Origin of the sequence: Clostridium sp. AM58-1XD, assembly GCF_003464085.1 — a bacterium.
Lineage (GTDB): Bacteria > Bacillota > Clostridia > Lachnospirales > Lachnospiraceae > Lachnoclostridium_A.
In genome coordinates, this window is the sequence record NZ_QSDR01000001.1 from 174,486 (window position 1) to 188,014 (window position 13,529).

The 13,529-nt window shown below is 48.4% G+C and carries 13 protein-coding genes and 1 pseudogene; 12 read left to right on the forward strand and 2 right to left on the reverse strand.

Going from position 1 to position 13,529, the window contains the following annotated elements:
* The first annotated feature begins 148 nt into the window (after positions 1-148).
* The 3 genes and pseudogenes from DXA13_RS00755 (at position 149) to DXA13_RS00765 (ending at position 2,969) form a co-directional block, all read left to right on the forward strand.
* Positions 149-1,980, forward strand: a pseudogene (locus DXA13_RS00755) (ATP-dependent helicase).
* Positions 1,981-2,042: 62 nt separating this feature from the next.
* Positions 2,043-2,570, forward strand: coding sequence for a cob(I)yrinic acid a,c-diamide adenosyltransferase (locus DXA13_RS00760; RefSeq protein WP_118241250.1), 528 nt, complete (start codon positions 2,043-2,045; stop codon positions 2,568-2,570).
* 63 nt (positions 2,571-2,633) lie between these two features.
* A complete protein-coding gene (locus DXA13_RS00765; RefSeq protein ID WP_118241251.1) occupies positions 2,634-2,969 on the forward strand; it encodes a DUF1292 domain-containing protein in 336 nt (111 codons plus the stop codon).
* 52 nt (positions 2,970-3,021) lie between these two features.
* On the opposite strand, the gene DXA13_RS00770 is transcribed toward DXA13_RS00765, so the two are convergent.
* Entirely contained in the window at positions 3,022-3,780 is a 759-nt protein-coding gene (locus tag DXA13_RS00770; RefSeq protein ID WP_147347973.1) for a hypothetical protein, read from the reverse strand.
* 116 nt (positions 3,781-3,896) lie between these two features.
* Positions 3,897-4,496 (reverse strand): helix-turn-helix transcriptional regulator, encoded by a 600-nt coding sequence (locus DXA13_RS00775; RefSeq protein WP_118241253.1) that lies wholly within the window; start codon positions 4,494-4,496, stop codon positions 3,897-3,899.
* Between the two features lie 244 nt (positions 4,497-4,740).
* On the opposite strand from DXA13_RS00775, the gene DXA13_RS00780 reads away from it, so the two are divergent.
* The 9 genes from DXA13_RS00780 to DXA13_RS00815 are packed head-to-tail and all read left to right on the forward strand — an operon-like array spanning position 4,741 to position 13,509.
* Entirely contained in the window at positions 4,741-6,264 is a 1,524-nt protein-coding gene (locus tag DXA13_RS00780; protein ID WP_118241254.1) for a serine/threonine-protein kinase, read from the forward strand.
* Positions 6,207-6,902: a hypothetical protein gene (locus DXA13_RS00785; RefSeq protein ID WP_118241255.1), complete on the forward strand. Its 696-nt coding sequence runs from the start codon at positions 6,207-6,209 to the stop codon at positions 6,900-6,902. The genes DXA13_RS00780 and DXA13_RS00785 overlap by 58 nt, the downstream gene beginning before the upstream one ends.
* Positions 6,903-6,905: 3 nt before the next feature.
* Positions 6,906-8,510: a protein kinase gene (locus DXA13_RS00790; protein ID WP_118241256.1), complete on the forward strand. Its 1,605-nt coding sequence runs from the start codon at positions 6,906-6,908 to the stop codon at positions 8,508-8,510.
* On the forward strand, positions 8,507-9,073 hold the full coding sequence (locus DXA13_RS00795) for a PASTA domain-containing protein (protein ID WP_118241257.1): 567 nt from the start codon (positions 8,507-8,509) through the stop codon (positions 9,071-9,073). Before DXA13_RS00790 ends, DXA13_RS00795 begins: the two co-directional genes overlap by 4 nt.
* Before the next feature lie 39 nt (positions 9,074-9,112).
* Positions 9,113-9,862, forward strand: a complete 750-nt coding sequence (locus DXA13_RS00800; protein ID WP_181995477.1) for a hypothetical protein — start codon at positions 9,113-9,115, stop codon at positions 9,860-9,862.
* Positions 9,863-9,890: 28 nt separating this feature from the next.
* Positions 9,891-10,043: a hypothetical protein gene (locus DXA13_RS20825; protein ID WP_181995478.1), complete on the forward strand. Its 153-nt coding sequence runs from the start codon at positions 9,891-9,893 to the stop codon at positions 10,041-10,043.
* 28 nt (positions 10,044-10,071) lie between these two features.
* Complete coding sequence (locus DXA13_RS00805; RefSeq protein ID WP_118241259.1) at positions 10,072-10,962, forward strand: AAA family ATPase; 891 nt, start codon at positions 10,072-10,074, stop codon at positions 10,960-10,962.
* A gap of 21 nt (positions 10,963-10,983) precedes the next feature.
* Positions 10,984-12,735, forward strand: coding sequence for a DUF6382 domain-containing protein (locus DXA13_RS00810; RefSeq protein WP_118241260.1), 1,752 nt, complete (start codon positions 10,984-10,986; stop codon positions 12,733-12,735).
* A gap of 3 nt (positions 12,736-12,738) precedes the next feature.
* Positions 12,739-13,509, forward strand: coding sequence for a protein phosphatase 2C domain-containing protein (locus DXA13_RS00815; protein ID WP_118241261.1), 771 nt, complete (start codon positions 12,739-12,741; stop codon positions 13,507-13,509).
* Positions 13,510-13,529: the final 20 nt, after the last annotated feature.

Consider the following 13,529-nt stretch of genomic DNA (forward strand, 5'->3'; position numbering starts at 1 on the left):
AGGGTGCTGCAAGAATAAAAGCAGATGTACCTCCGATACCAGATTTTATTCCAGGCAGCGGCACGGCCGTTCCGTCTGGTATCGGTGGTAGTACGTTTTTCATTTTTGCCGCACTCTCTTTATTCTTTAAAGGAAATAAAGGAGTTTTATGGCATTTAACAAGGCACAGAGGGAAGCAGTGAAACATAAAAATGGACCGATGATGGTGCTGGCCGGGCCGGGATCGGGGAAAACTACGGTAATTACATATAGAATCCGCCATCTGGTGAGGGAATGCGGCGCAGAACCCGGAAATATTCTGGTCATCACATTTACAAGGGCGGCAGCCGGAGAAATGAAGGCGAGATTTGAAAGGCTGATGGGAGAGGAGCATGTCCCGGTAACCTTCGGGACGTTCCACAGCATCTTTTTCCGCATCCTGAAATATGCATACCGGTATGAGGCGGCAGATATCGTAAGAGAGGAAGAACGCATCCGTTTTTTAAAGGAAATGATCGGAAAGCTCGAAATTGATGTGGAGGACGAGGGGGAATTCATATCTTCTGTCTTAGGTGAGATCGGCATGGTTAAGGGCGGTATGATGGATTTGGATTACTATTATTCCAAAAACTGCTCGGAAAGTATTTTCAAACAGCTTTATGAGGGGTATGAAAGCAGCCTGAGAAAGCTTGGGAAAATCGATTTTGACGATATGCTGGTCATGTGCCATGAACTGTTTACCCAGAGAAAGGATATTCTTTCCGCATGGCAGAAGAAATTCAAATACATTCTGATTGACGAGTTTCAGGACATCAACCGGGTACAGTACGAAATCATACGCATGCTGCGCTGCCGGAAAACAATCTGTTTATCGTTGGAGATGACGATCAGTCCATTTACAGGTTCCGCGGGGCAAAACCGGAAATCATGCTGGGATTTGAAAAGGATTATCCCAATGCGAAAAGAGTGCTTCTGAATATCAACTACCGTTCCACAAAGAATATCGTGGAAGCTTCCAGCAGGCTGATTGCCTGCAATAAAGAGCGGTTTGCCAAGGAGATCGTATCTCAAAAAGGGGAGGGGAAGCCTGTAGTGACAAAGATATGCGGGGATGCCGGGGAGGAAACACTCCGTATCGTCAAAGAGATTTCGGATTATACAAGGGCAGGATACAGCCTTTCCGATATGGCAGTTCTCTACCGAACGAGCCTGGAGCCGCGCCTTCTGGTGGAAAAGCTGATGGAATACAACATTCCTTTTGCCATGCATGATTCCCTGCCAAACCTCTATGAACACTGGATTTCCAGAAATATTATTTCTTATATCCAGGTGGCTTTAGGCAGCAGAGAACGGCAGAAGGTGATGGAAATAATCAACCGCCCGAAACGGTATGTGAGCAGGGATGCGCTGGAAGATCCGATTATTTCGTGGGAATCCCTCAAATCTTTTTATCAGGATAAGGGATGGATGGTGGAACGGATCGAGCAGCTGGAGTATGACCTTCATATGGTTTCTAAAATGGCGCCGGTGGCTGCGGTAAATTACATCAGAAAGGCCGTCGGATATGACGATTACCTCAGGGAATATGCGGATTTCAGAAGAATGAAGCCGGAAGAACTGCTGGAGACGGCCGATCAGCTGCAGGAAAGTGCGGCAGGATTTCCAACCTTTGAGGCATGGTTTGCCCATATGGAGGAGTATAAAAAGGAACTTCAGTCACAGGCGCGTTCCCAGGACAGGAACAGAACGGAAGAAAACTGCCTGTATCTGATGACGATGCACAGCTCTAAGGGGCTGGAATATAAGATCGTTTTTATTCTGGATGCCAACGAGGGAATCACGCCTCACAGGAAAGCAGTCCTGGATGCGGATCTGGAAGAAGAAAGACGTATGTTCTATGTGGCCATGACGCGTGCAAAGGAACGGCTTCACATATACTCTGTAAAGGAACGGTATGGAAAAAAACAGGATATTTCCAGGTTTATAGGGGAATATACATGACAAGACAGATGGTTTAATTGCTGCATATGAGTGACGCTTGAGAATAAAGGAGGGATACTGGTATGGATCGAGGTCTGATTCATATTTACTGTGGAGACGGAAAAGGCAAGACGACGGCGGCGGTCGGTCTTGCGGTAAGGGCGGCAGGAAGAGGAAAAAATGTTCTGATGGTGCGTTTCCTGAAAAATGATGATTCCGGAGAAGTTGCCGTGCTGAAACAGATCGATGGGATTACCCTGATCCCCTGCGAAAAGGTATTTGGATTTGTATTCCGCATGAATGAGGAAGAAAAAAGGCAGGCGGCGGCCTGGTATGGGAAGCTGTTTGAAAAAGCGGTCTCCATGGCCAAAACGGATGAATATGATCTGTTCGTTATGGATGAAGCCATGGCCGCGTGCACCAGCGGAATGATTGAGGAGGAAAAACTTCTTCGCTTCCTCGCAGAAAAACCGGAAAAACTGGAAGTAGTGATGACCGGCAGGAATCCGTCGGAACGCCTGATGGAAACGGCTGATTATGTATCAGAAATCAAGGCGGTCAAGCATCCGTATGAAAAAGGAATTCCCGCCCGTGAGGGGATTGAATATTAACTTGCTTTTTTGGGAAAATTCTGGTACAGTGGGAAAATAAAAAGAAAGTGAGAATGGAATCTTATGGAAGACAAGAATAAAAAAGTTGCAGAAGAACCGGCTGAGGAGATGACAGTAACGCTGACTCTGGATGACGGCAGTGAGCTGGAGTGCGTAGTCCTCACAATTTTTGAAGCGGGCGGAAGGGATTATATTGCTCTTCTCCCTACAGCAGGAATCGACGCTGAGGAAGGCGAAGTTTACCTCTACCGTTACTCGGAAGTGAACGGACAGCCTGATCTGCAGAACATCGAAGACGACGCAGAATATGAAGTCGTGGCAGATGCCTTCGATGAACTGCTGGACGAGCAGGAATATGATGAGCTTGTTGAAGAAGAGGGAGAAGGGGACGCACAGTAAGAGCCGAACCGAACCGTCTGACCGATTCGTCTGGCCGCATTGTCTGATGTTATCATACGGTCTCCGACAGAAGGCGCCGCGCCTGGCGGATCAGCTCCAGCGTATCCTCCTGGGACAGGAAAAAGAGATTTTCCAGTGAATTATCAATAAAATCGCGAAAGGAATCCACGATTGTATTTTCAGTGATGGAAATATAATACCAGGATTCCTTTTTTGCATCCAGAAATCCGAATGAGATTCCGCTGTTTTCATGAATGGTGATGGTAAGCCCGGGAGACAGCGGCATTCTGGAAGACAGGACGGCCCGAACGGTCACGCCGTCCTGAAGGGCAATACTTTCCAGGTTCTCCAGGTAAATACCGCGTTCACGGACAGTTAGAGGCCTCACAAACGATCCCGGCATGGTGGAAAGAACGCCCGTAAGGGCAAACTGGTTCAGGCTGTCGGAATTGAAAACAGCGATAGTCTTGGAGATCGTCTGAAAGTGAGTGCGCCATTCTTCAAATGCCGTCAGAATGCGGGCCGCCCTTCCTTTTGGAAGAAGCATCTCCTGGCTCAGGATATCCTTCATGCATAAGAGAAGGCCGGAGGGCATATGTTCGATGGAAATAAAAGAGCCTGAACCGAGACCGAGAGACCGGAAATACCCGGCCATTTCCATAAAGTCATAAAAGCGGTTTGCAAGAGGCCGGGCCTCTTCCAGAGACTGCTTGAAAATACTTCGGAAATGGGAGAGTATTTCCCCGTCTGACTCCACCCATATCGTCTGATAGTCGATGGAAAACAGAATCACGCAGCTCTCAAAGACCATGTAGGAAGGAAAAAGCTCGGGATGGAGCGTTTCAGAGAGACTTTCCCTGTAACAGTAGTACGCCTCATAATTTTCACGGTTGATAAAAATATACGGCAGATAGCGGGAAAGCAGATTCAGATTATAAGACGCTTTCCGGAATTGCCGGGATTTTTGATAAAATGAATAATCTGCTGGATTCTTATTCTGCTGCTGTGCCTGCCGGAGAGAAACGAAGCGAAGTTGTCGAAAATAAATGGAGGCGGAGTTTGAGAAAAAGAGATGAGAACAGGCGAAAGGGCCGAATTCTCCTGCTTTTTTGCTTCATTTTCCAGGATATAACGGAAAACCTGGCAGAACTCATAAGGGCTGTGATACAGCTTTCTGGAATGGAAGGAGACAGGCATCGGTTCCGAAACCATGGGACTCGGACGGAACTGGTTTTCGTAAAAAGACTGGGAGAGAGACGTAATCAGCTGACGGACACTCTGGCGCTGATAGAATACTGCCTCTCCATAAAAAGCCATTTCGTAGGCAGCCCAGAACTGACGGCGCTCCTCCGGCGTGAGATTCAGGTACTTTTCCAGCTCCTTTATGGATTCCAGAACCGGAAGACGGTCTTCGGATAGCGCCTTCTGTATCGAAGTTCTGTTGACACCGGACCGCTTGGCGAGCTGATAAATGGTGTATCCGCTGGAATCGATATAATGTTTCAGAAGCTTTGCAAATAAGGTCATAGCGTTCCCCCCTTAATACTATTATCATCCAGTATAGGATATTATTGGAAATAATGCAAGCACATTGCCGGGCACATATTGATTAAACGGGGGTCTGTCTTATAATTTAAAGTAATATTGACGAATTTTGTCCAAAAACAGAAACATCTTTAGAAAGAGAAGGTGTCAGTGAGGACGCGCTGCTGCAGGCAGCTTATGGTATGCAGGTATAGGGATCTCAGGCGTACCTGAAGGGGATTAAGAGATGAAAAGCGAAGATAGAAATCAGGAAATGGACAGGACGGTTCTTCTGGGGGAGGAGGCCGGCAAAACGGTTCTTCTGGAAGAAATGTCTGAAAAGACGGTCCTTTTGGAAGAAGAAAAATCGGATTATGAAAAGCAGGAGCCCGCACACAGGGAGATTTCAGCGGGAGAGACGCGCGACTGGGCGGTGAATGCGCAGAAAAGGTGTCCTAATTGCATGAAAGAACTGAAACCGGGAGCGAAGTTCTGCCCGAAATGCGGGTTTAAGATCGGTACGAAGCCGAAAGAGATTTATCATCTTCACCCCGGTATGGTTCTGGCAGGAAGATATATGATCGGTACCGTGCTGGGATTCGGAGGTTTTGGAATCACTTACCGTGCATGGGATAATAAATTAAATGTGATGGTAGCGATCAAGGAGTACTATCCGGCGGGAATTGTCAACAGGATTCCAGGTGAAATGGAAGTGATCCTGTATACAGGAAAGAGCAAGAAAGAATTTGTGTCCGGCCTGGAGCGCTTTTTGGAAGAAGCCAGGAATACGGTAAGATTCAGCGACCATCCGAATATTGTTAACGTCTTTGATTTCTTTGAGGAAAACGGAACGGCCTACATCGTTATGGAGTTCCTGGACGGAATTTCTTTAAAGGATTATATGAAGAAGGCGGGCGGAAAACTGGGATATGAAGAGGCTGTCACGATCACATGCGCTATTATGGAAGCATTGAAGCAGGTGCATGGAGCGGGAATTCTCCACAGAGATATCAGCCCGGACAACATATTCCTGTGCAGTGACGGAAGAATTAAATTAATTGACTTCGGCGCAGCGAGATTTTCAACAGGAGAGGAAGAAAAAACCATGTCCATCGTGCTGAAAATGGGATACGCTCCGCCGGAGCAGTACCGCTCCAAGAGCCGTCAGGGCCCCTGGACGGATGTTTATGCCCTGGGGGCTACGTTATACCGCATCGTAACGGGAAAGGTTCCTGATGAGTCGGTAAACCGCGTGGTAGAAGATACGGTGCAGGAACCGTGTGAACTGGAACCGTCTGTGCCTGAGTATTTGAGCCGGGCCATTATGAAGGCCATGGCTCTGATCCCGGAGCTGCGGTTTCAAACGATCGGCGAGTTTCAGGAGGCCATTCTGAACCGTACGAAAGTACTGGCTCTGGAAGCCGACGTTAAGAGAAGAAGGCGGAGGCGGACCGTCGGAATCGGCGTGGGAGCGGTGATTCTGCTGGCTGCTGCGGGAATTGCCGGAACGATCTACCAGAATAAGAGGACGGAAGCTTTTCTGGCCAAAGCAGACGTGAGTATCTGGATTCCCATAAGAGAGGGAAGGACAGAAGAAGAGGAAAAAAGCATTTTTGAGGACATGGCTTCCGAGTTTTTAAAGGACTATCCTCAGGTCGGCTTCGACGTCACATATATCCGGAAGAAACGTATGATACACAGATTGAAAAGGCATTGGCAGAAAGGGAGCTGCCTGTACTGTTTGAAAGCAGCGGACTGGGAGATGAACTGAATGAGGCGGCACAACAGCTGGACGATATTTTCAAAAGGCTTAATCCGGATGAGTATTACTTTTTAGACGGTTACGAAACCTATTTTCCTGAGGCCAATCAGATACCGCTGGGATTTGAGGTTTCCGTGCTGTACGGAAATGTCAAGAAACTGGATGATCTCTCCTCCGTTACGAATAAAAATGATAAAGTAAGTTTTCTCGGGGGAAAGTCGGCCATGTATGCAGGAAGTACGTCGGAATATCACGATGTACAGGAAATTCTGAAAGGACTTTACGTTGTGAAGGCCATTCCGGAAGAAGAAGCAGTCGGAAGGTTCAACCATATGTGGAGCGTGAGCAGGTCTGCTTCCAGGGCGGAGAGGCTGGCCGCAGAACGGCTGCTTTATTATTACTTAAGTGATAAGGGGCAGGAAGTTCTCCATATCAATAACCGTGGTTCTCTGCCTCTTGGCAGGAACCAGATGGAAGTTTACCTGGGGGTAAACGGAGAAATGGATTTCCTGGGACAGATCATAGAAGACGTGAAAATCATCCCTGCAAACGAGATGGAAGAAGCGTGCGAAACACTGTATCAGAAGCTGTATGGCAGAAAAGAGACTGCAGCAGGCTATCTGAAAGAAACGGCAGAGGAGAGATAGGATATGGCAAAGCGTTGTATGGGCTGTATGGAAGAATTTGAAGAGGAGTTCCGATTCTGTCCGAACTGCGGCTATGAAGAAGGAACGCCGCCGAAGGAAGCATACCACATCAGGCCGGGTTCCATGTTGAAGGACCGGTATTTAATCGGCCGAGTGCTGGGATTCGGGGGCTTTGGAATTACATATATTGGATATGACACGGTTCTGAACCATAAAGTAGCGATTAAGGAATACCTGCCCAGTGAATTTTCCACCAGAATGCCGGAGCAGCAGGCGATTACCGTCTATTCCGGTGACAGGGAGGAACAGTTCATTGCAGGCATGGAAAAATTCCTGGACGAGGCCAGAAGGCTTGCAAATTTCAAGTCAGAACCGGGTATTGTCCATATTTACGACTGTCTGGAAGAAAACTATACGGCGTACATCGTCATGGAGTACCTGGAGGGAGAGTCCCTGAGGGAAAAACTGGAGCGGGAAGGAAAGCTGGGGGCAGATGAAGCGCTGGATATCCTGATGGCGGTTTTAAAAGCCCTTGAAGCCGTCCATGCAGTTGGGATCATTCACAGGGATATTGCCCCGGATAATATTTATCTGACAAAAGAAGGCGTGGTGAAAGTGCTGGACTTCGGTGCGGCCCGTTATGCTACAAGCCGCCACAGTAAAAGCCTTTCCGTAATCATTAAACCAGGTTATGCGCCGGAAGAGCAGTACAGAAGCCGCGGGGACCAGGGCCCCTGGACCGATGTATATGCGGCCGCGGCGACCTTTTATAAGATGGTGACGGGAATAACGCCGGAAGACGCCATGGAGCGAGCCGTAAAAGATACGGTAAAAGAGCCTTCAAAGCTGGGCGTGCCGATTAAAAAGAGTGTCGAGACGGCAGTCATGAATGCCATGAATGTAAAAATCGAAGGCCGGACAAAAACGGCGAAAGCCTTTGAAGAGGAACTTAGGGCGGCCGATGTAAAGAGAATTATCATAAAGGAAAAGAAAAAAGATATTGGGAAATGGTCCCTTGGAATGAAAATTATTATGGGAGCATGCGCCCTTGCAGTCGGAATATCTCTTGCGGCTGCAGCCATACTCCGGTTTAATCCTGCGGCCCCTCCGCAGACAGAGATTCCGGACGGGAAAACAAGGGTTCCCAATCTGGTGAACAGAGAGCGGGCCGAGGCCATTGAGCTGGGACAGAGCGCCCAGCTGACGGTTCAGATCTATGACAAACAGTATTCCAATGAAATACTGGCCGACAAGGTACTGTCACAGAAGACGAGAGAAGGAACGCTCGTTGCATGCAACGAAACCCTTGGAATCGTTATAAGCGCAGGTATAGAAAAGACATATGTGCCTGACTTTACGGGGATGGCGAAAGAAGATGTGGAAGCAAAGCTTCTGGATGTGGGACTGAAGGGGACGTATAAAGAACTGAGCGGCCTGACACCTCCCGGAACCGTAGTGAGCCAGAGCATAGATCCCGATACACAGGTAGATACAGGGACGGGAATCGACCTGGAAATTTCTCTTGGAATTGAAGGCGGGGACAGCAGCATCGACGTAACGATTCCCGATCTGACAAATTATGGTTACGATGAGGCAGCCAGAAGATGATTGCCGACTACATATACCTTGCCAAAATATCAGAATATAGCGATACGGTGCCAAAGGGCGTGATTATCAGCCAGGAAGAGGCTCCTGGAACTGTTTTGAAACAGAATGGGACGATCCATATTAAAGTAAGTGAAGGAAGAGAGATGGTACACGTACCTGATCTTCAATATAAGAGCGAAGAGGAAGCGATGACCCTTCTTGGGTCGAGCGGGCTTACAGCAGACAGGCGGGAAGAGTACAGCGACAACGTCGCATCAGGAGTCGTTACCCGCCAGGAGACAGAAGCGGAATCCATGGTGGAAAAAGGAACTTCCGTCGTATTCTACGTGAGCATGGGACCAAGGCCTGTACAAATCAACAAACCTCAGCCGACGACGGCCAAACCGAACAGGACGCAGGCGGGAGGCGGAGGAACGTCCGCTTCGGCACCCCAGACCCAGGCTCAAACAGCGCCCCAGACAGCAGCTCAGACGACACAGGCACAGACAGAAGCGAAGAAAGAGACTGCGGATAATCAGGTAAAGAACGATATTTCTTTAATAGATAAATGGGGAGAGGATTAGGCAGTTCCCGTAATTATGATGAATGAAGGAGGAAGGAAAATGATGAGAAAACAGTTATTGACAATGGGATTAGGATTGGGGATTTCGATCGCAGCAGCAACCGTTTCCTTTGCCGCAGGCTGGCAGCAGGGAGAGAACGGAAATTACTGGTACGAATATGAAGACGGTACCTATGCAAAGGGCATGAAGCAGATCGACGGGAAGACGTATCTCTTTGATGAGAACGGCTATTTAAAGACCGGATGGAACAATTACAACTGGTGCTGGTACTATATGGACGCTTCAGGAGCCGTTCAGACCGGCTGGGTCGAGGTAGGGGGCCAGTGGTTTTATTTCAACGGAGAAGGCGTAATGCAGGTAGGATTTCAGACAATAGGAAACGATCTGTTTTTCCTGAATTATGACACGGGAGCGATGGTAACCGGGGTATTTGAATTCGACGGATACAGATACCAGGCCGGAGCCGACGGAAAGATCATCCGGGGAAAGAAGGACGGAAACGTCAAGTACGACAGAGACGGGAAAATCTCCTACTACAATTCCAACACCCATGAATGGGATTATATGCCGGATTCGACCGACACGGCCGATGTGGTTATGAAAGGGCTGGAAAAGAAGTATTCCGAGGGAAAATATTATACGAACGCGCAGTTTGAATCTGATGCTTACCAGAACCTGAAGACACTTTTGACAGAAGAGGAAATTGCAGAGTTTATCGATATGGTGGAAGACCTGAATGACGATATCTATCAGAGAAACGAGGACAGATACAATAGGTATTATTACTAGAATGATTTACGGCGGGAGGTAGATAACGATGAGGATTCAACTGGCTCTGGGAGAGCAGGATGCAAGGTATATGAATACCATGCTTGCTTTTCTGGAAAGAAATTATATGGAACAGGTGGAGGTGAGGGCGTTTTCCACACCTGAGCTTTTAAAAAAAATTCCTCCAGGAAAATACGGCTGATCTCGTACTCCTGGATGAAGACTTTGGAATGAAAGCAGAAGAGGTTCCGGCGGATGTGAAGGCGGCATATTTGTCCAATGACAACAGCAGGACGGAAATCGACGGCGTCCCGGCGATCGGAAAGTTTAAAAAGCCGGAGCTGATTTATAAAGATATTCTGGCCCTGTATGCAGAGCGGGGAACTGGAAAAAGCGGTTACCGGAAAAATGCGGACAGCCGGTGTGACATGCTTCTTTTCCAGAGCTTTGCCGGAGGTACAGGAGCTTCGACCGTAGCCGTAGCCGCAGCCGTTCACTTCGCCAGGACAGGAGAAAAGGTTCTTTACCTCAACCTGGAAACAACGGGAAGCTCAGCCAGCTTCTTCCGGGGAGAGGGCAATTACAGTTTTGAAGACGTAATCTATGCGCTGAAAAGCAAAAAAACTGATCTGTATCTGAAGATGGAGAGCAGCGTCAGACGTGACGCCAATGGAGTTTATTACTTTGCGCCATGTAAGATGGCCATGTTCATGCTGGAAATGGCGGACGAAGATATTATGGAAATCCTTACAACGCTTAAGAATACCAGCGATTATACGAAAATTATGATCGATATGGATTTTGCGCTGACAGACCGTTGTATGAATGTCATGGACTATGTGGACAAAATAATTCTGGTCAACGACGGAACGGACATTGCAAATACAAAGGTAATCCGTACACTGCGGGCGCTGGAAATTATGGAAGAGCAGAAGCAGATCAGAGTTCTTGACCATATGAGTATGGTTTACAACAAATTCAGCAGCAGCAAGTCCAGCAATGAAATCGGTCAGACGGCAGTTCCTGTTGTGGGAAAGATACCGCCGGTCAAACACGCTTCTGTCCACGAAATCATGCAGATTATGCTGACAAAGCCAGAAATTTTTGAGAGATTACGATAGGATAGAGAGGCAGGAAAGGCCATGAAAAAATTTACGTTTGAAAATCAGGGGACGGATACGTATCTCGTCTATCACGTGGGATCTGATGAAAAGGTGGACAGCTTCGCCAAAGGAATGCTGCAGAACAATGAGATTGAGGGCGTTTTAAAGCCGGCTTTCGTTCAGAAAGATGCGGAGCAGTTTCTGAAATACAGCATTACGTCGAAAATGCCTTTGGAAGAATATTTCAGGGAAAAAATGACGAAACACAAAATCATGGATATATTCCGTTCTATCATAAAAGGGCTGGAATCAGCTGAGGAATACATGCTGATGCCGGAAGGATTCCTTCTGGATATGGCTGATATTTATGTGGATATATCTGCAAGGAAAGCGAGCCTGATCTATCTCCCTCTGGAGGAGCAGAAGGGCGGGCAGAGCTTAAAGAAATTCTATAAATCCATGCTCACCGAGATCACATACGACGAGCATGAAGACATGGGTTACATAGGAAAGCTGATCAACTATCTGAATCAGGCGAAAGAACCTGGAATGAAGGAACTGGATCATTTTCTGGAACAGCTGGATTCAACGGCCGAGGTAAAGACGGATCAAAAGGCAGCACCGGCTGCAAGACCGGCTGGTCCGGTGCAGCAGCCAAAAGGCGCTGTAAATATGAATAACGGTCCGGTGGTTAGAAAGGATACGCCTCCTGTATCAGGAGCGCCATTCCGCCCGCAGCCGGAAGCGGCGGCCCATTCTGTTATGCCGGTACAGCCGGAGGCGGCCGGGACGTATCATAATATACCATCGGCAGTACCGCCGGTTCAGGGACAGAGCCAGCAGGCCGGTATGATGCCTCCGGTGATGCCCCCTGTAAATATCCAGCAGCCTGCTGCAGAACAAAAGAAAAAGGGCTTTGCCCTCTTTAACGGAAATCCGGAAAAAAAGGCGATAAAGGAAGCAGAAAAAGCCGCAAAGGAAGCAGCTAAGGCAGCTAAGAAGGCAGCTAAAAAAGGCGGGAAAGCGGCAGAAACATATCCAGGTATCCCCGATGCCCTGAAGGCGCCGGGCGCTCCGGCTGTTCCGGGACAGCAGCCGATACCAGGAGTACCGGGCGTCCAAAGCGGCTCTGGAATGAAGGGTGCACCAGGACAGCCAGCCGCGCCTTTCATCCCCCAAGTGGGCGGTATAGCAAAGCCGCCTGTCACACCGCCGCCGGTGAGAAACGAATTCGTCCAGCCGCCGCAGCCTCATCAGCCGGGCAGGCCGCCTGTATTCGAGAACGCTCCGGTTCAGCCGCCTGTATTCGGCCGGCAGCCGTCGGATAGCTTTAGACCTGCACCGGTTCAGAAGCCGGTTCCACAGTCATTTATGGGAGGCAGCGCGGACGATGATGAGAACAGAACCATCATTATCGGTGGGGAGAGCGCAGATGACAGCAGTACGATGATGCTAGGCGGCAGCAAGGGAGCGGCAGGAGTAGAAGGAAGAAACTTGCGTGCCACTGTCATCAGAAGAAGGAACGGTCAGAGTATGGTTATCAATAAACTTATATTCCATATGGGTAAGGAGAGCAGCTTTGCAGATTTTTATATAGGTGACAATGCAACGGTCAGCTCCGCTCATGCAGATATTATCTGCGACGGCAGTCAGTTTTTTATCCGCGATATGAATTCCCTGAATCACACTTATGTAAATGGGATTTTAGTGGAAGCAGGAGAAATGAGAGAACTTCATTCCGGCGATGTGCTGAAACTGTCAAATGAAGAATTCGATTTCAGGGTAGAGTAAAGGATGGATTTTCAATATTTTGGTCACACGGACATAGGGACCACGAGGCAGACGAACCAGGATGCTCTCGTGATTAAAACCGCAGTGGCAGGAAACATAAAGGTGGCGATGGGTGCTGTCTGTGACGGCGTCGGGGGGCTGAGTCAGGGCGAGAAAGCAAGCCGTGAGACGGTTCAGCGTCTGTCGGACTGGTTCGATTATGAGCTGCCCCAGATCATCGGTCAGGAGGGAGAAGCGGATATTCTTCAGAATCGATGGGAACAGCTGATCGATGAAATTAACGAAAAAATATACACCTTCGGACAGCAGAACGGATTTACCATGGGAACGACAATGACAGCCGTACTCATCTGGGACAGGCAGTACTTCGTAGCCCACGTGGGAGACAGCAGAGCGTATGAAATTGCGTCCGGAGTATATCAGATTACGGAAGACCATTCCTTCCTTGCAAGAGAAGTACGGTGCGGAAGAATGACGGAAGAAGAGGCAAAGAAAGACGGGCGAAGCAATCTGATCCTCCAGTGTATCGGAGCCAGAACGAAGGTCGAGCCGGATTTTTTCAGAGGCAATCTGAGAGATCAGGTTACATTTCTTCTGTGCTCCGACGGATTCTGGCATCATATAAGCGAGGAAGAATTATATGGCTTCTTCAGTCCGGAACATTTGAGTGATACGGAATCAATCAGAATCAACAGTCTAAGGGCTGCGGAGCTTGTCAAGCAGCGGGGAGAAGCAGATAATATCTCAGTTCTCGTATTTCGAGTAAACAGCTGACGTAAAACCGTTGGTCATGC